Genomic DNA, 17,364 nt, shown 5'->3' on the forward strand with positions numbered 1-17,364 from the left:
CAGCCGGCGCCGCGTCGTCGCCATGATCCGCATTGCAACCCGAGGCAGCGAACTGGCGAGAGTGACCGAGTGTCTTCGAGAGCGCAGCGCCTATCGCGCCGCCATCGATGTCATCGTCAACGCATATGGCCGAGAGCCGAATGGAGCATTGCACGATTGGCCGCCACAGAGTCGCTCTCAAGGATCGATCGCTCCCCCAGCTCGCGCGCAGCCGCCCTCATCGCCGCGGCTTTCTCCGGGCTCATCGCAGCGAATGCTTCGATCGCTTCCGCGAAGCGTTCTGGCGCATCGAGCGAAAGACTCCAGCCGGCCCCTTTCAGTTCGAGAGACTGAAATGGCGTCCGATCGCTGATGAGAACAGGCACACCCGCGAGGAGAGCGTCGAGAATGGCATGGCCGAAATTTTCGCCCCGCGTCGGCAGAAAAAACAGGTCACAATCGCCGAGCGCTTGTGGAACGAGTTCGTTACGGATTTCGCCTTTGAACGCGACCGAGATCTGTCCCGGCAAATCGGCGGCGATCGCCAGGCACTCTTGGAGATAGTCGCCGTCTTGCACGGGACCGAAAATGTCGAAAGACACGGGCCTCTCGACACTCCTCAATACACGAAGCGCATAGTCGAGATTTTTGACGCGCGCGACTCGGCCGAGAAACGCCAGGCGAAGCATCCCTTCGCGCTTGGCAACCGTCCGAATCGCTGGCGCAGGCGTTGGTCGCCGCACATTCGGCGCGACGAAAATTCCTCTCCCATGCGGAAAGGCGCGGGCGATGTCCTCGGCCTCACATGGTCCGGTCGCATGGAGCCACACGTCTTCGAGAAGGCCGAGCCGTCGAGCGAGCGCGAGGTAGCAATGCTTGCGGCCGGAATTGAGCGCAAGTGCGCCTCGGGAGAATTCGCCACGCGGTGAGAGAATCGTCGGACGCTGGGGAACACGACCGAAGCGACGAAGCGTCAGCGCCGGAATGGTAAAGTCTCGATCAAAAAATCCATTCATCATCAGGACGTCGTAACTCGTCGTCCGCAAAATCTCCGCGAGGCCGGCCGCGCCGAATACGGAGACGGGGCAATATCGCACCTTCGCGAACTCTCGCTCGAACCACACCCCGACGGGAGCAACGGCTAGCGTCGAGCCGAATGGCCTATCGCGAGCCACCGCCTTGAATACGAATTCGTCGCCGAGACTTCGGCAGAGCTCCAGAAAGCTCTGATTTGGGCCTGTCGCGTCATTTCCCGGCCACAGCACTTCGAGCAGCGCCAAGACGACCGGCCGCGTTTTCTCGACGCCGCGAGGCGAAGCCTCGATCTTCATCGCTGCGGTTTGTGGCGCCGAAGCGCCCGCACGATGCCGCATCATGAAGGAATCCCTCGGCGGGGCTGGTCTGCTCGCGATCGGCGCTCGCATTTCGGCATTCGACCGAGTTCGAAGCATAGATCGTCGACACACCGATGCGCGAGCGCCATCAGCGACATCGTCGGATTAGCGAGGCCTGGGCGCTGGAAGACAGCGCTAGAAATCACATAGACATTTTCGGCGCCGATCAAACGAAGCCGATCATCGATCACTTCTCCGAGCACGAGCCCTCCGCCGAGATGGTAAGCGTCAGTGGCCTCCCGACGAAGATGATCGAGCCGCCCCTCGAATGTCGAAATGTCTCCGAGCGGCTTTATCTGCACGCGGTATTTCTCGGCGAGCTCGAGGAGCACGGCCATCGCCCTCTCGTACAATCGTTCGAACGCGACTTCGTCATCCCGGCGGACATCCCAGCTCATGACGACATCGCCGAATTCGTCGAATTCGACTTTGTTGTCGCCGCAACACGTCGACTCGACGTCGAGGGTCGCGATGACGGGAACATTTCTGCTCACATGAAGCCGGCTATTGACGAAGCGTACATAGCCTATCCGACAGAGTTCGAATATGTGAGGAGAAGCCTTTGTCATAGCCCACAGGATTTCGATCGAGCCGGCCCGCTGCTGGCGCAGAGCGAGAATGCGCTTGATCTGGCGGTAGAGCGGCGAATCGTCGAACCGAAACTGAAAATGCAGAACGCCGCGCATAGAATCGTCGGCGCTCTCGAGCTCGAGCCGCTTCCCCACGATGCAATTCCCACGGAAAGTCGGAAACAGGAACTCCTGGAACGCTCGGCTTTCGCCGATCGCCACTTCGCCGATCGGCATTGAAATATGATCATGGACATTCGCGCCTATCGAATGCATCCGACTCGAATGCAATGCGGAGCCAAGGCGTCGAACGAGCAATAGGGTGTCGATCGTTCCCGCGCAGAGGAAAAGCCCGTCGCACAAGACGTCGATCCGCTTTCCGCGAGAAAGAACGCCCAATCTACGGCGTGGGCCGCCCTGATCGAAATGCATGATTTCGGAATCGCATATGATGGTGCATGACTTTGTTCCGCGCAGAAATTCGAGTGCGCTCGCCGCGAGATTTCGAACTCGACCCGGAAGAACGACGGTCTCGGATAGCCAACAATCTTCAATGGCGCCATCCGAAACAAAAACTCGATCGTTCCGAGGCGACTCTTCGAGGCCGACATCGGCTTCCACCGCATCGAAATACGGCGCCAGATCTTCCGATGTCGAATTTCCCGACGGCGCCATTCCCAAGACAGCGCGAAGCGTCGTATTCCGCGGTCGGACAAGTCCTCCCCCCCAGTAATGACCATTTCCGCCGAGCACATGATTGCGTGCGTTATAGACGCCATCGTGTCGCCGTGCGGAACAACGCACATTCGGGCGAGCTTCGAGTTGATCCGCGAGAGCAGCCGGCCCTTTCTCGATCAACGCGACACGCATTCCACGCCTTACGAGCAGTTTGGCGACGAGCGTGCCCACCAGGCCGCCGCCAATGATCGTCGCATCGACGTCGAGTATGCTCACGGGAACAGACCCTTCCAGCTGTTCAAGGTCTTGCGCGAGGTCGACGCAAGAATGATCTCGAGTCTCGGGCGCTCGACGCGTAAAGACGACACGAAGTCGACGAAGCCCCGACCCCGGCTCGGCGCCCGATTCGAGAACTCCCGATACGCTCCGTAAGCCACGGTCGCCGCACCCTCGATCGGCAGATCGGCAATGTCCCATATAGGCGCTTGGACCACATCGAAAGGTATGGAATCGAGGACATTTCTTATCGATCGAGATGTTCCACAGACCCCGAACGATCGAATCTTTCCCTCGACCTTCAAGCGCTCCGCGAGATCGATCAATTCAACGGAAATGCGCAATGGCAGAGGCTCCAGCGGCTCATGCATCATCAGACGATCCACGTAATCGCAGCGCAGCCGGCGCAACGATCCATGCAGGCTTTCGAGCAGCGCGGACGCGGAAAAGCAACGCCGCTCATATTCGGAGCCGTAGCTGCGCGACAAATATTTTCTCTTCGCCCGCATCAAAAAAAACATCGCCCTCATGCGTTCGCCATAGAGCTCGACGGGGATGCCGAATTTTGTCGTGAGCTCGACCTCCGATCGTCGCCGGCCGAATGCGTATCCGAGCTCGAGCTCGTTCAGGCCATTGCCGTAGGCCGGCGCGGCGTCGAACGCCCGAAAGCCGAGCTCGAACGCCTGATCGAGCAGCCTCTGCCTGCCGGCGCTCGAAAAGATCCGATGAAGGCTTCCCGCGCCGAACACGAAATCATTCCGCGGCGAGCGCTCGGCGCCGGGCGTGAACGCCGTCATATCGAGCGTCGCCGATTCATGTCGTATAGCCTCCCCCTTTCGCGGGCCTGCGCCCCTCGATCAAGAGATACAGTCCGAAGCGATCCCCGAGCAGCCTGACCAGCGGACGCGGGTAGAACATCCAGGCGAGGCGCGCCGCCCATCCACGATAGCGACGGCTCGGCTTGATCTCCAACAAATCGCCGGGACCGAGGCGCGTCGTCACGACAACGGAATCGAATCCCACATCGGCGGCGAGCCTACGTCCTTCTGCGCATGTATAAGCCTTCGTGCCGGGGCTCTCCAAATGATTGAAAATCGCCGAACGCAATCCGAGCGCGATGCGTCCTTTCAACAAGCCATGCGCGACATACAGCATGATTCCAGTCCAGGAGGGAATGTGATAGATCATGGTCCGCATCACGCCGCCCGGCTTCAGAACGCGATAGGCTTCGCGATAAGCACGCTCCGTGTTCGGCGTGTGATGCAACACTCCCCAAGAATAGACGATGTCGAAAGTTTTATCTTCGAACGGCAGAGCTTCGGCGTCGGCCGTTCTCAAAGTGAATCGGCTTTCGGATATCCCCTCGAGCCGGAGATGTTCCGCCGTGAGCGCGATCGCCGCCTCCGTCAGATCGACGCCGGTCGCATGGGCGGCATATCGACACCACTGCTCGAAATCCGTTCCCGCCCCGACGCCTATCTCCAGAATCTGGCGGCCATCCGCCTCCGGGAAGCGCGCAAAATCCAAAATATAAGGTTCGAGACGGATACGATTTTCTGCGATCTCCCGAAACCATGCGAGCCGATCATGATCCTCGCCATATCGCGTCCCGCAGGTCTCCAATTCCCAATGATCTCGCACGCGAGCCTTCAATTCGCACCGCACGTCGCTGGATCCTTCGGTCGTCACCATTGCATCCTCCATCCTCTCGTCGCGTTCACAACGCGATGCGGTGGCGTCGGCGAAGATGGTCGCGAAATGCATCGACTCCGTTCTCGCTTATGTAGCCGCGCGCTTCGTCGACCTTGGCGTCGATCAGGAGAAAATACCAAAGTCCGTGCAAAACATGGAACAAGAGGCCCTCGCGCCCGTCGAGAAAGCCAAATCTCAGGATGTAGCGATAGAAAAAATACAAGAGGCTGCGTAGATAGAGCGGCGCGCCGGCGAAGACGCGGTTGCGAAGGAAGCGCTTCCAACGCGCCTGGGCGTGAGCGTTGCGGTCGACGCGGTGGTCGATCGCGAACAGGCTATGCTCGCGATTTATGAAGTCCACCATCTGCCTTGTCGCGTATCGATTGTGCTTGTCTGTCCACCAATCAATGTCCTTCAGGCTGTGATCGACGAGATCGCCGCCTTTCACACGAATGGACCGCCCACGAGTCAACACGACGCGTTCATCCATCCAGCGTTGCTCGTAATAGCCCGCGCCGGAGCGCCACAAGCGGGTGAGCAAGGTGGAATAATAGCCGCCGAATCGGATCCAGCGATTACGAAAAACGACTTTGAGCTTCAGATCGAGACCGGTCACATCGTCGGGAAGCGCACTGAGACAATGTCGAAGCGTATCGATCAGCCCCGGCTCGAGATATTCGTCGGCGTCGAGCCGCAACACCCATTCCGTGGCGATGACGCAGCTCGATTGCGCCCATTGAAACTGCTCCGCTTGATTCTTGAACGCGCGTTGAACCACCTCCGCGCCGAGCCCGCGCGCGATCGCGACGGTTCGATCGGTGGAGAAGCTGTCGACCACGATGATGCGTTCGACCAGAGGCGCGATCCGCGTCAAGCAGCGTTCGATATGGACTTCCTCGTCAAAGGTAAGGATGATCGCTGTAATGGACAGCTTTCCCGCGCCGCGAGAAAATGACCCGCGCCCGTCTCGCGCCTCCTGAACGCAGCTCATGCCGAGATCGCGACAGGCGCGCCGATACGCAACGAGTCCTCGATCGCAAAGGTCGCCGCGGTCACGGCCACGAGCTCCACCAACGGAATTGGCGGATCGCAATCGCCGCGCGTCGCTTCGAGAAATGCGGCGACGAGTCCGTGCTGTCCTTTGTCCTGCGCCCGCTTGGTGACGATGCTCTTTCCACCGTTGGTCACCGTCAGCCGTCGAAAATCGTCGAGCTGAATAACCCTGCCATCCGCGAAGGCCTCGACAAATTCTTTCGCCACGCCCGGATCGCCGATCGATGTGTAGATGATCGAGCCGGTCGAGCCGTCGGCGAAGCGAATGAGGATCGAAACGGCGTCGGCATGGTCGCGCGCTGCGATCGCCTGCGCCTCGATCGGAAGACTTCCCGACAGAAACGTGAGCGCGTCGACGAAGTGGCAGATTTCGCCGACGATACGCCCTCCCCCCTCCTCGCGCTGGATCCAGCTGTCGCCAGGAATCACGCCGGCGTTGATTCGATAGAGCATCACGAGAGGTCCGGTGCGCGGCTCCAACGCGGATTTCGCATCCCGTAGCAGCGGCGCGAAACGTCGATTGAAGCCGACTGTCAGCACGCCCGACGAAATCTCCGCCGCGGCGAGCACATCGGCCAGCCCAGGCGCATCGATCGCGAGTGGCTTTTCGCAAAACACATGCTTGCTGGCGCGAAGGCCGGCCGCCGTCAATGGCGAATGTGTGTCGTGCCTGGTCGCAATGAAAACGGTATCGGTATCGGGATCGTCCAACGCCGCCGCCGGATCGGTCGCCGCGACGGCGAATCCGTGCTTTTGAGCGGCATGTCCTGCGCTCACGCCGGTCGTCGTGACCACCGTGGTCAGCGACGTCTTGCCGACCTTGCGCACGGCGGGCGCGAGCACGCCTTTGGCGTAATTGCCGAAGCCGATGAAGGCGACGCCATTCGCCGCTTTGCGGGGAGGCGGCGCGAGCCGCAATCGTCTCTCGAACTGGCGCGCCTTCGGCTCGGGATATGTAATCAGGATCGCGAGATGGGGCGCTCCGCTGCCCATCAGCGAATAGGCCTTTTCCGCCTCTTCGATGCCGAAACGATGCGTCACGAGCCGCTTCGGCGTGACCTTTCCGTCGGCGACAAGGGCAAGAAATGTTTCCATATTGCGCTGCTCTGTCCAGCGCACATAGGAGAGCGGATAATCGACGCCGCTCTGCTCGTAGCTCGGATCGTGGCGCCCTGGACCATAGGACAAGGACAATTTCAATTCGAGCTCGCGCTTGTAGAAGGGTTCGCGATCGATCGTCATTCCCACCATGCCGACCACGACGATTCGACCTTTCAGGCGACTGATCTCCGCCGCGACATTGATCGGCTCATTGGATTTGCTCGATGCGGTGAGGATCACCGCGTCGGCGCCGTAACCGCTCGTGAAACCACCCGCCGCCTCGCGCAGCCCGTCACGCACAGCAACGTCTGCCCCCAGCTCCTCCGCGAGCTTCACGCGGTCCGCATTGGGATCGAACCCCAGCACACGGCAACCATTGGCCTTCAGCAACTGCACTGTCAACAGGCCGAGCAGCCCCAATCCGATGACCACGATCCTTTCGCCGAGCGTCGGCGCAGCGAGCCGCACGCCCTGCAAGGCGATGGCGCCGAGCGTCACGAAGCTCGCATCCTCGTCGTCGACGGCGCCGGGGATCGCCGCCGTCAGATTTTTCGGCACAGCGTTGATCTCGGCGTGATTGGCGAACCCCGCACCTGCGCAGGCGATGCGATCACCGACGGCGTGTGCGCCGCCCCGACGTCCGATATCGATCACCTCGCCGGCCAGGCTGTAGCCGAGCGGAATCGGCGTGTCGAGCTTTGCGAACACTTTTTCGATCGTCGGTCGCAGGCCGTCGCGCTGCACATTGTGAAGCACGCGGCGCACGAGATCGGGACGAGCGATCGCCTTGCCGGCGAGCGACGCCTTGGCGAGATCGATCAGCTGCTTCTCGGTCCCGGAACTTATCAATGACACGCGCGTCGCCACCAGGACGCCACCCTCCGGCGCGCGTGGCGCAGGAACTTCGGCGATTCTCAGCGCGCCGGTTCGATAGTTTTGCTCGACTTGCTTCACGCTATCTCCATTCGCTTCTAGGCGCCTACCGAATGCGACGACACGCGCAAAATGGTCGTAATTTCGCTACGATCCGATCCGAGTCGCACGCGCAGTCGCCTCGTTTCGCGCTCGCACCCCATGTCGGGCCACCACACCGCTCTTTCGATCTCGATTTTCTGCGCGCAGCTCATGAGAATCTCGATTCCGCCGCGCCTGATGCGCGCGCCATCGTCAGCAACTTCCGCCTGCGCCTCTGGATGCAGGAGAAAGCCGAGCGCCGCCGCTCGTTTCGAGAACGGCTCGATTCGATCACGAATGACGACCTCGCTCGACCTCACCGACAAACGACGGACATGGATGGGGCCGGCGGGAAGGTTCGCGAAGCCATTGTGCGATCCCTCGAGGACGAAGCGGTCCTTTGTCCTATCGTAGAATCGCACGTTCACATCAGGTCGGCGGCCACATCGAAAGGCGCTGAAAAAATCGGCCTGATCGGCGTTCTCGAAACAAAGAGTGTTGTGATTGGCGGCCGAGCGTGCGCGCCGGCGTTTCTCGCCCGCGACATATTCGAAGACACCTTGATCGACGAAGATGCGCTCGCCTGCGACCGACCATTCGAAACTGCCGATGTCTCCATGGGCGTGGGCCGGCAGATCATCCGGACCGATGCGGCCGAAATCCGCGACGAAATAATCCGCGCCATTGCGCAGGCCGAAGTAGCCGGCCTGCGGATAGGCGAAAACGCGTTGCGGCGTCGGTCGGCTGCCGAACAATCGCGCATAGACCTCGAGACATTCACCGGGCTCATATGACATGGACAGTCCGGCGTCGTTGAACAAGGCGACGCCGCCGTCTGGATGCGCCAAATCGGCGGTGGCCTGCGCCATTCGTTCTAGCGCCTCGTCGATTCGGCCGGTCGATGGACCCACGCCGAGAGCGCGCCGGCACTCGAGAACATCAGCGAAGACCTGACAATGATAGGATGGCGAGCGTTCATAATGTACGCCGTCGAGTGGGATTTGCCGCGCCAATTCGTCGATCAGCAAACGCGTCCCAAGCGCACGCCAGCGGTCGGCCATCGGACCCGCGAAAAATGCAGAGGCCCAGATCAGCGCCTTGATATTCTTCACGAGGTGATTGCCGCCGAGGTCCGTTTCGAGATTCTTCTCGAGATGGCAAATTTGGCTCGCCAAAGATGTGATCAACGGCGCCGCGGCTTCGGAGAGGCAGAGGCGCCGGGCGGCGAGCTGTTGCATCCAGACGACGACCCGCAACGAAAGAGAATAGCTGTTCCAGCTGTCCTTCCAGCACTCGGGTTCGTCTCCGAGATTGCCGCCGATCCACTGGCGCGCCAAATCTGTGAAGAGCGCGTCATCGACCTCCTCGAGATATTCCATATAGTGCAGATTCATCCGCCAGAGCTGACTGGCGGAGTCTTCACGCCGCCAGCGCCAATCGACTTCCGGCCCCGTCTCGAACGACTGCCCGAGAAATATGAGCAGAAACTTGTCGCCGACGCGCTCGAGCCGTCCATGCCTCGGAGCGAACAGAGGGAGTGGAGGTCTCGCCGCGAGCGGCGGAACGACGACGGGCGCTGGCGACCTCCTTGGAGCCCGGCGCCGTAGATCCCTTTCTATGCGACTCACCAGCTTGCGAAGAGGGACGCGTCGTCCGAAGGCGATCGCGCGCGTCATTTTCTGGAAGGGACCGACATCTTTCATCGATCCGCAATCCTTTCCAGCGCGACGCGGCGTCGCCGGGCGCCAGATCGAGCCGTAGCGATCGCATCATTGAGCACATCGATATATTTCGCGGCCAACTCGGCGCGATCGAAGTGCCGTCGCACATGCGCATAGCCGGCGGCGCCGAGCCGCTTCGCCAATTCACGATCCTGCGAGAGCCGCATCACGGCCGCCGCCAGTTCCTCGGGGCTCTCTGGAGTGATCGCGACTCCAGCGCCAGCCTCCTCCAGAAGCGTGCAGGCTTCGCCTTCCACTCCGAGAATGATAGGTCGACGCATCGCCATGGCCTCGAACATTTTGGATGGCAACACGGTCCTGAACAGATCGTCTCGACGAAGAACGATGAGGCTCGCATCAATGGCCTCCCAAACCCCCGGCATCGCCTCCTTGGGCTGCTGCCCGAGCATTACGACATTGCTCAATTGCTTCTCGTCCCTGATCTTCTGCAAATGGCGCCGCGCCGCTCCGTCGCCGACCAGGAGAAACGCGATCTGCGGGCGATCTCGAAGGATTTCGGCCGCATCCAGCACGGTTTCCAAACCATGCGCCATCCCATGCGTCCCGACATAGGCGGCCACGAAGCAGTTTTGGAGCCCGAGGCGTCGCTTGACGTCGCTTGCTCCCTCCGAAGGCGTGAAGCGCGTGAGATCGGCGCCATTCTTGATCACCGATATCTTTTCGGGAGTCCCACATCGCGACGAAATGTGCGAGACGAAGGACTCGGTCACGGAAACGATCCGGTCTGCGCGACGATAAGCGATCCGCTCCAGCCACTCCAGACAACGCACGACGACGCCTTTGCGTATCGCCCCGACAGCGACGATGCTCTCCGGCCACAAATCTCTGATCTCGAGCACCCAGGGCGTGCGTTTGAAAGTCTGCGCCACCAGGCCGATCAGACCACAAAAGAATTGCGGGGATGTCGTGACGACGACATCGGGGCGCCCGAGCCAGAACATCGCCAAGCTGGCCGACGCCGCATAGGAGAGATAATTGATCGTGCGCAGCATGACGCCTTCATTGGCTGCGATGCAGGTCCACACTCGGACGACGCGCACCCCATCGACCGTCTCGCTCTGATAGAGCGCGTTCCTGTGGCCAGGATAAAGTCGGCCCTCCGGATGGTTGGGGGCGCATGTGACCACGACGACATCGTGTCCGCTGCGGGCCCAAACGCGCGCATGTTCCGCGGTCCGGGACGCCGGCGCATTAACTTCCGGGGGATAGTAATGGGTGAAGAACATGATGCGCACGTCGTGATCTCGCAATATGCCATTCACGCCGGCAATAGAGCGTGTCTACCGCCGAGATGAGCATCGATCGCCGCAACAATTCGTTCCGCCGCCTTGCCGTCCCACATCGGCGGAATCTGTCCCCTCTTTCCGCCGCCCGCGAGCGTATCGTCGACCGCGCTCGCGAGCGCCTCGATGGATGTTCCCACCAGAATATTCGTTCCCTGCTGGACCGTGACGGGACGCTCGGTGCTGTCGCGCACCGTCAGACAGGGAATCCCGAGCGCTGTGGTCTCCTCCTGGACGCCGCCGCTGTCCGTGATCACGAAACGCGCCTCCTTCATCAATCCAATCGCACGAAGATAGCTGAGCGGCGGCGTGACGATGATGGAGGACGTCAGCAGCAGCGCATCGAGCCCCGCGCTCTCGATCATCGCCCTGGTGCGAGGATGCAACGCGAAAACGAGCGTGATCTTCCGCGCTATGCGCGCCAATGCGTTCAACAGTGATTCGAGCCTTTCGGGGTCGTCCACATTGGAGGGACGATGAAGGGTCACAAAGGCGAATCCGAGCGCCGCCGCCTGCTCGCTCAGCGCGGGGTCCGCTCCCGCTCCCGACAGCGTCGAACGCACGGGAGCCGCTCTCGTCGAGCAGGCACGCAGAGTGTCGATCATTACATTGCCGACGAAGACGATGCGCCGAGGCGAGACGCCTTCGGAAATCAGATTGTCGATTGCGGACTGCTCGCTCGTGAACAGCAAATCGGAAAGCCTGTCGACGACGAGACGATTGACTTCCTCCGGCATCGAGCGATCTCCGCTGCGCAGCCCTGCCTCGACATGTGCGAGCGGAATGCCGAGCTTGGCGGCGACGAGAGCCGCCGCCAGCGTCGAATTCACGTCGCCGACGACAATCGCCATATCGGGCGGGCGCGTCGATAGGATTGGCTCGAGCCCCAGCATGATGCGCGCCGTCTGCTCGGTCCCCGTGCCGGAGCCCACCTCGAGATTGATATCCGGCCGTGGAATCTCGAGCTCGTCGAAGAAAATCGAATTCATGGCGACGTCGTAATGCTGCCCGGTGTGAATGAGTTGAGGAGTGAGTCTGTCGCAGTCCGTCAGCGCGCGCATGATCGGCGCGATTTTCACGAAATTCGGCCGCGCTCCGACGATGCAGCAGATGGTTCGCGCTCGCGGATCCGACATTATCGCTCCGTCAATTCGATCGGCGTCGACGCATGCATCGACGAAACGCATCGCGCCCAGACCCGGCTCCAGGGAACGCCACTCTCCGCGGCGAATTTCAAAGGATCGTTCCCTGCCGAGGCTTCGCACATCCACGCATGGACCGGAATTCCGAAGCCCGTTTTCGGTCGGTTCACGATTTCTTCCGGCAGCGCCCGACTTGGCGCATTCGCGAGCAGCGACTTTCCGTTCGGCCGATGGCGACGCCCGAGCAACGGCGCGACGCGCCGCAAAAGCCTGCAGTCCACCAATGGCGTGCGTATCTCCAAAGAGTGCGCCATGCCGGCCCAATCCGCGTCGCGCAGCAACTGATTGCGGAGATAGAAGCTCGACTCGAGCGTCGCGACCTCGCCGAACGACGATGTCGGCCCATCCTCGAGCGCCGCGGCGACATGCGCGAGCGGATCCAGCCGCACGAGCCCCTCGCGCAAAAAGTCCACGTCGGCGATCTCGCTGTCGAGCTCTGTCGGAAGAAACAGACCACGAGAGAGCAAATAGGCTCCGGCCGCGCTGCCGCCGTATGCCAGGAGGCCGATCGCCTTCGGATGCAGACGCACGCCAGATCTGCGCGCCGTTTCCACGAGACGCGCGAAAGCCGTCCCCTTCCCGGCGATGCGCGCGGCGAGGCCGAACCATTTGACGCAATGCGGCACCCTATGGAAGGTGCTATAGCCGCCGAGCAGCTCGTCGCCCCCGACGCCGGAGACCGCCACTTTCAGTCCGAGCTCATGCGCCGCTTTCGCGACGAACCAGCAGTTGATTCCATCGACGCTCGGCTGATCCATCGCTGCGATGATCTGCGGAAGATCGCGCTTGAATTCGGCGGCGCCGATCCGCCTTTTCGTATGATCGGCGCCGTATCGCCTCGCGAGCCGCTCTGCAGCGGGGGCTTCGTCGCTCGCCCCGCCTACGAATTCATCGAACTCGAGAGTGATCGTCTTGATTTGCGTCTGACCGAGATCGCGCATCAGACCGAGCAGCGCCCCGGAGTCGACTCCGGCCGACAGGAAGGCGCCCACCGGGACATCTGCGACGAGGTGATGCCGGACGCTGTCGAGAAGCGCTTCCCGAAACCATTCGTCGCATTCTTCGTCGCTCGCTTTGAGCGCCTCATCCTCGGCGTCCCGAAGAATGCGAGCGATCGAAGCGTAGCGCCGCGGCTCCTTCACACCATCGCGTCCGACAATGATCGTCGTCCCGGCGGGAACAGCGCTGATCGCGCGGTAGACGGTGAATGGCTCCGGCACGCTGCCGAACACATAGAAGCCGATCACGCCCGCAGGATCGGGAACACGCGACGTCAGACCGCCGGCGACCAGCGCTTTGACGCTCGATGCGAACTGAAACATTTTCCCGTCGTCCGCATAATAGAGCGGCTTGATCCCGTAAGGATCTCGCGCGAGCAGAAGCACGCCGCGCTCCGAGTCCCATAGAGCGAAGGCGAACATGCCCCGAAGCTCGCGGACCATCGCTTCGCCCATTTCGGCATAGAGATGCAGCAGCACCTCCGTATCCGATCGGCTGACGAACCGACGGCCCTTTTTCTCGAGCCTGTCGCGCAACTCGAGATGATTGTAGATTTCGCCATTGAAGGTGACGACGAGCCTCCCGTCCGCGCTCGGCATCGGCTGCGCTCCGGCGGGCGAGAGATCTATGATCGACAAGCGACGATGACCCAAGCCGACGCGCTGGTCGCCGGAGATCCACTCGCCGGCCCCGTCCGGCCCACGTTCGGCCATATGGTCCCGGGTGCGAACGAGCGCTTCCGGATCGATCGGGCCGGCGCTCGCCGCGTAAGCGTAAATGCCGTTGACGCCGCACATAGGAGAATGATTCTCGTCAGGCCAGAACGACATTCGAGCTGGTCACGCCCGCGCGCCGGCAAGCGTTGCGCGTATCGACAATCAGCTTTGCGTTCGACGCGAGAGCGGCATAGTCCACGTCGTCGTGATCTGTTGCGATGAGAACCGCGTCATAATCGACGAGTCGAACCGGATCCCAGATCTCAGAGCGCCGGCCAGATAGCGATTTGTGCTCGCGTGAGTCCGGAAGGACGCTCACGAAAGGATCGTAGAACCGCACCTGCGCGCCGCGCGCCTCGAGCAATTCGATCATTCGAAGCGCAGGGCTCTCGCGTGTGTCGTCGACGTTCTTCTTGTAGGCGACGCCCGCGACCAATATCCGTGACCGGCTCAAGCCGCGACCAGATGCACGATCCAACGCACCCGCCAGCTCGTTGACGATATGCTGCGGCATACTCGAATTGATCTGCCCCGCGAGTTCGATGAACTTCGTCGCGACGCCATATTCACGCGCTTTCCAGGTCAGGTAGAACGGATCGATCGGGATGCAATGCCCGCCGAGACCGGGCCCCGGATAGAAAGGCATGTAGCCGAATGGCTTCGATTTTGCGGCTTCGATGACTTCCCAGACGTCGACGCCCATCGCGCCGTAAACGAGCTTCAGCTCGTTGACGAGCGCGATATTGACGGCGCGGAAGATGTTTTCGGTGAGCTTGACCGCCTCGGCCGTCGCGCTCGACGACACGACCACCGTTCGCGGGACGAATTGATCGTAGAGAATGGCGGCGAGGTTGGATGCGTCGGCGCTATCCGCGCCGATCACTTTAGGAATGCGCGACGTCGAGAATTCGAGATTGCCGGGATCTTCCCGCTCGGGGGAAAAGGCGAGGTAGAAGTCGCGATCGCAGACGAGGCCGCTCGTCTCCAGAATGGGTCGCAACACTTCGAAGGTCGTGCCCGGATAGGTGGTCGACTCGAGGATCACGATCTGGCCGCGACGAAGCCGGGGCGCGATTTGCTCGCCTGTCGCCACAACGAATGAGAGATCGGGATCGAGATGCGCGTCGAGCGGCGTCGGCACGCAGATCAGCAATGCGTCCGGCTCCGACAAGCGATCGAAATTGGTCGTCGCATCGAATCGGTTCTCGCTCAGCAGCGATCGAATGCGGTCGTCGGGAATATGCTTGAGATAGCTTTTGCCGCGGACCAATGCGTCGGGCTTGGCCGGATCGACGTCGAAACCCAGCACCATCGAGCCCGCCTCAGCGGCGGCGATACAGATCGGAAGGCCGACATAGCCGAGCCCGATCACTCCGATCACCGCCTGCTTGTGTCGCAATTTGTCTTCGAGAATCTGAATGGGAGCGCGTTGCAATGTCGTATTGAGCATCGTTCCGTCCTGTAGGAGCGTTTCGATAGGCATTTCGCGTGCGTAAGGACATTTGGCGCAGGGGCTGGCCGGTCGAGAAATTTTCGATCCGCCACGCTACCGCACTTCGGGTGAATCACATCCCCGAGCGTCGACCTTCGTCGTCGCGCCGCCGATTCGGCGCCGTTGCGCGGCGATCGCACGCCCTATGATCGTGCGTCGCCGAAGAGAGAAGCCGTCGGGCGACCGGGATTCGTCGGTCTGCGATAGAAATTATTCATCGGTCGATTCTGCCGCTTCATCGATTTCGACCGGCCGCGGTTCGCGCAGAGAGCGTCGGAGCGCGATCGATGTCGAACTCCAGCGATGCCTCCCTTACGCGCGAGGCGGCTTCGCGATCAAAGCGAGAGCGATGATCAGCAGATGTGATTGTCGTAACTCCGTATCCTCGAAGGGAAACGAACAATTGTGGAAAATATATGCTATCGATAAAGCTCAGCGGAATAATAGGGGCTCCGCTCATCGTCTTCATTGAAGAAGATACTGCACATCGGCGTTAGGCGCTCGTTAGGAAAATTACTCGGTGGGCGCAATCGCGAAATCGCTTATTAATTCGTGGCGACGCGGCGTTCGGCGCACGCAGGCGGAGGCGATCGCGGCCTCGGCCGGTGGATGAGATCGAATGCGCGGCGCCGGCGTCGGACGTCGTTTCGAGACGCCGGCGCAGATTGGATCGTGAACGATCGTTTCGATGAATTTCATGTCCAATTTCGTGCAGGAGAGACGAAATGGCGCAAGCATCGGCAGTTGCGGCGGACGCGGCCATCGAAATGGAAAGCCTCGACATTCCCGCCCTGCGTCATGATCTCAGCGTGCCTCTGGTCATCGATCTCGACGGCACTCTCGTCACCACCGACACGCTTCACGAAGCGCTGCTGCTGCTCATCAAGCGAAAGTGGTGGCAGGCGTGGCGGGTTCCCGCATGGACATTGAAGGGGCGCGCCGTCGTCAAAGAGAAATTGGCGGCGATCGTCACCGATGACGATGTCGCCGGCTTTCCTTGCAACCCCGCGCTTCGAACCTTCGCGGAGCGTGAAGCGCGATTTGGGCGACCGATCGTGCTGGCGACAGCCGCCGATCATGCGATCGCCGAAAAGGTCGCGAGGCGTTTTCCCTTCATTTGCAAAGTCGTCTCTTCCGACGGGCGGATCAATATGAGAGGACGCGCGAAAGCCGATGCATTGACGCAGCTCTACCCGAACGGCTTCGTCTACGCTGGCGATTCCTTTCCGGACATCCATGTCTGGCGACATGCTTCGGCGGCGGTGTTCGCGGGAGCTTCGCCGCGCATCGTCGAGAAGGCGCGCGAGGTGACGGAGATCGTGGCCTCCTTCCCGAGGCGCGCGCTCGGCCTGAAGGGAATCCGGCGCGGTCTGCGACTGCACCAATGGGCGAAGAACGCGCTGGTCTTCATTCCGCTCATACTCGGCGGAAAAGCCCTCGACATCGGCGCTTGGATCTTCGCATTCGAGGCCTTCCTGGCCTTCGGCCTGCTCGCATCGGGCGCCTATCTGCTCAACGATCTTTGCGATCTGGCCGACGACAGGCGGCATTGGTCGAAGAAAAATCGTCCGCTCGCCACTGGAGAGCTGCCGATCGTCTGGAGCATCGGACTTATCGCGGCCTGCGGCGCAGCGGCTTTCGGACTGGCGTGGATCGCCGGCCCGGCGTCGGTCATCCTGCTCGCGCTCTATCTCGTCGTCAGCCTATCCTATTCGTTCCGCTTGAAGCGCGAGCCGATCATCGACGTCTTTTTGCTCGCCTGCTTGTTCACCATGCGCCTCGCTCTCGGAGTCGTCGTCGCCGATGTGGCTTTCTCGCCATGGCTGTTCGTGTTTTCGATGTTCATCTTTCTTTCGCTGTCCTTGGCCAAACGGCAAACGGAAATCACGCGAATGGCGGCGCATGGGCAGGAGCGCACGCCGGGCCGCGGCTATCGCGCCGGCGATGCGCCTTTCGTGCTGGCGACGGGAATCGGCGCCATGATGGCGACGATCCTCGTCATGGTCATCTACCTCGTCGAAGACGCCTTTCCCAAGGGCTTCTACAAGCATCCGGATTTCCTCTGGGGCTTTGCGGTCGTCATCTTTCTGTGGCTCGCGCGCGTTTGGCTGCTGTGTCACAGGGGCGAGCTCGACGACGATCCGGTGGCGTTCGCATTGAAGGATCGCGTGAGCCTGCTCTATGCGGCTGCGATGGGCGCAATTTTCGTCGCCGCGATCTGGTGACAAAGGGAA

At 61.2% G+C, this 17,364-nt stretch carries 12 protein-coding genes; 1 reads left to right on the plus strand and 11 read right to left on the minus strand.

Going from position 1 to position 17,364, the window contains the following annotated elements; translation table 11 throughout:
• Positions 1-116: 116 nt before the first annotated feature.
• From C5689_RS04650 to C5689_RS04700, 11 genes are read right to left on the minus strand one after another with little or no spacing between them, the layout of a single operon-like run.
• Positions 117-1,310, minus strand: coding sequence for a glycosyltransferase (locus C5689_RS04650; RefSeq protein WP_158271756.1), 1,194 nt, complete (start codon positions 1,308-1,310; stop codon positions 117-119).
• 41 nt (positions 1,311-1,351) lie between these two features.
• Positions 1,352-2,896: a GMC oxidoreductase gene (locus C5689_RS04655; protein WP_108916104.1), complete on the minus strand. Its 1,545-nt coding sequence runs from the start codon at positions 2,894-2,896 to the stop codon at positions 1,352-1,354.
• Positions 2,893-3,693: an aldo/keto reductase gene (locus C5689_RS04660; RefSeq protein WP_108916105.1), complete on the minus strand. Its 801-nt coding sequence runs from the start codon at positions 3,691-3,693 to the stop codon at positions 2,893-2,895. The genes C5689_RS04655 and C5689_RS04660 overlap by 4 nt, the downstream gene beginning before the upstream one ends.
• Positions 3,694-3,709: 16 nt before the next feature.
• On the minus strand, positions 3,710-4,588 hold the full coding sequence (locus C5689_RS04665; protein ID WP_158271757.1) for a class I SAM-dependent methyltransferase: 879 nt from the start codon (positions 4,586-4,588) through the stop codon (positions 3,710-3,712).
• Between the two features lie 25 nt (positions 4,589-4,613).
• On the minus strand, positions 4,614-5,579 hold the full coding sequence (locus C5689_RS04670) for a glycosyltransferase family 2 protein (protein ID WP_108916106.1): 966 nt from the start codon (positions 5,577-5,579) through the stop codon (positions 4,614-4,616).
• Positions 5,576-7,696 carry a bi-domain-containing oxidoreductase gene (locus C5689_RS04675; RefSeq protein WP_108916107.1) on the minus strand — a complete coding sequence of 707 codons (2,121 nt, stop codon included), beginning with the start codon at positions 7,694-7,696 and terminating at the stop codon, positions 5,576-5,578. Before C5689_RS04675 ends, C5689_RS04670 begins: the two co-directional genes overlap by 4 nt.
• Before the next feature lie 17 nt (positions 7,697-7,713).
• A complete protein-coding gene (locus C5689_RS19065; protein WP_108916108.1) occupies positions 7,714-9,399 on the minus strand; it encodes a heparinase II/III family protein in 1,686 nt (561 codons plus the stop codon).
• Positions 9,396-10,688 (minus strand): glycosyltransferase family 4 protein, encoded by a 1,293-nt coding sequence (locus tag C5689_RS04685; protein WP_244594588.1) that lies wholly within the window; start codon positions 10,686-10,688, stop codon positions 9,396-9,398. The genes C5689_RS19065 and C5689_RS04685 overlap by 4 nt, the downstream gene beginning before the upstream one ends.
• Positions 10,689-10,696: 8 nt before the next feature.
• Complete coding sequence (gene wecB, locus C5689_RS04690) at positions 10,697-11,857, minus strand: non-hydrolyzing UDP-N-acetylglucosamine 2-epimerase (RefSeq protein ID WP_108916109.1); 1,161 nt, start codon at positions 11,855-11,857, stop codon at positions 10,697-10,699.
• The gene (asnB, locus tag C5689_RS04695) at positions 11,857-13,719 is read right to left on the minus strand and encodes an asparagine synthase (glutamine-hydrolyzing) (protein ID WP_108916110.1); all 1,863 of its coding nucleotides are present in this window, start codon (positions 13,717-13,719) and stop codon (positions 11,857-11,859) included. Before asnB ends, wecB begins: the two co-directional genes overlap by 1 nt.
• A 16-nt stretch (positions 13,720-13,735) precedes the next feature.
• Positions 13,736-15,088, minus strand: coding sequence for a nucleotide sugar dehydrogenase (locus tag C5689_RS04700; protein WP_108916111.1), 1,353 nt, complete (start codon positions 15,086-15,088; stop codon positions 13,736-13,738).
• Positions 15,089-15,855: 767 nt separating this feature from the next.
• Here C5689_RS04700 and C5689_RS04710 point away from each other — a divergent pair.
• Positions 15,856-17,355: a UbiA family prenyltransferase gene (locus C5689_RS04710; RefSeq protein WP_108916113.1), complete on the plus strand. Its 1,500-nt coding sequence runs from the start codon at positions 15,856-15,858 to the stop codon at positions 17,353-17,355.
• Positions 17,356-17,364 lie beyond the last annotated feature (9 nt).

Origin of the sequence: Methylosinus sporium, from assembly GCF_003113265.1 — a bacterium.
Classification (GTDB): Bacteria; Pseudomonadota; Alphaproteobacteria; order Rhizobiales; family Beijerinckiaceae; genus Methylosinus; species Methylosinus sporium.

Bases quoted from the DNA above. Each gene is read 5' to 3' on its own strand.
- C5689_RS04650 (WP_158271756.1), bottom strand. From the start codon at position 1,310: ATGAAGATCGAGGCTTCGCCTCGCGGCGTCGAGAAAACGCGGCCGGTC.
- C5689_RS04660 (WP_108916105.1), bottom strand. From the start codon at position 3,693: ATGACGGCGTTCACGCCCGGCGCCGAGCGCTCGCCGCGGAATGATTTC.
- C5689_RS04665 (WP_158271757.1), bottom strand. From the start codon at position 4,588: ATGGTGACGACCGAAGGATCCAGCGACGTGCGGTGCGAATTGAAGGCT.
- C5689_RS04670 (WP_108916106.1), bottom strand. From the start codon at position 5,579: ATGAGCTGCGTTCAGGAGGCGCGAGACGGGCGCGGGTCATTTTCTCGC.
- C5689_RS19065 (WP_108916108.1), bottom strand. From the start codon at position 9,399: ATGAAAGATGTCGGTCCCTTCCAGAAAATGACGCGCGCGATCGCCTTC.
- wecB (WP_108916109.1), bottom strand. From the start codon at position 11,857: ATGTCGGATCCGCGAGCGCGAACCATCTGCTGCATCGTCGGAGCGCGG.
- asnB (WP_108916110.1), bottom strand. From the start codon at position 13,719: ATGTGCGGCGTCAACGGCATTTACGCTTACGCGGCGAGCGCCGGCCCG.
- C5689_RS04700 (WP_108916111.1), bottom strand. From the start codon at position 15,088: ATGCTCAATACGACATTGCAACGCGCTCCCATTCAGATTCTCGAAGAC.
- C5689_RS04710 (WP_108916113.1), top strand. From the start codon at position 15,856: ATGGCGCAAGCATCGGCAGTTGCGGCGGACGCGGCCATCGAAATGGAA.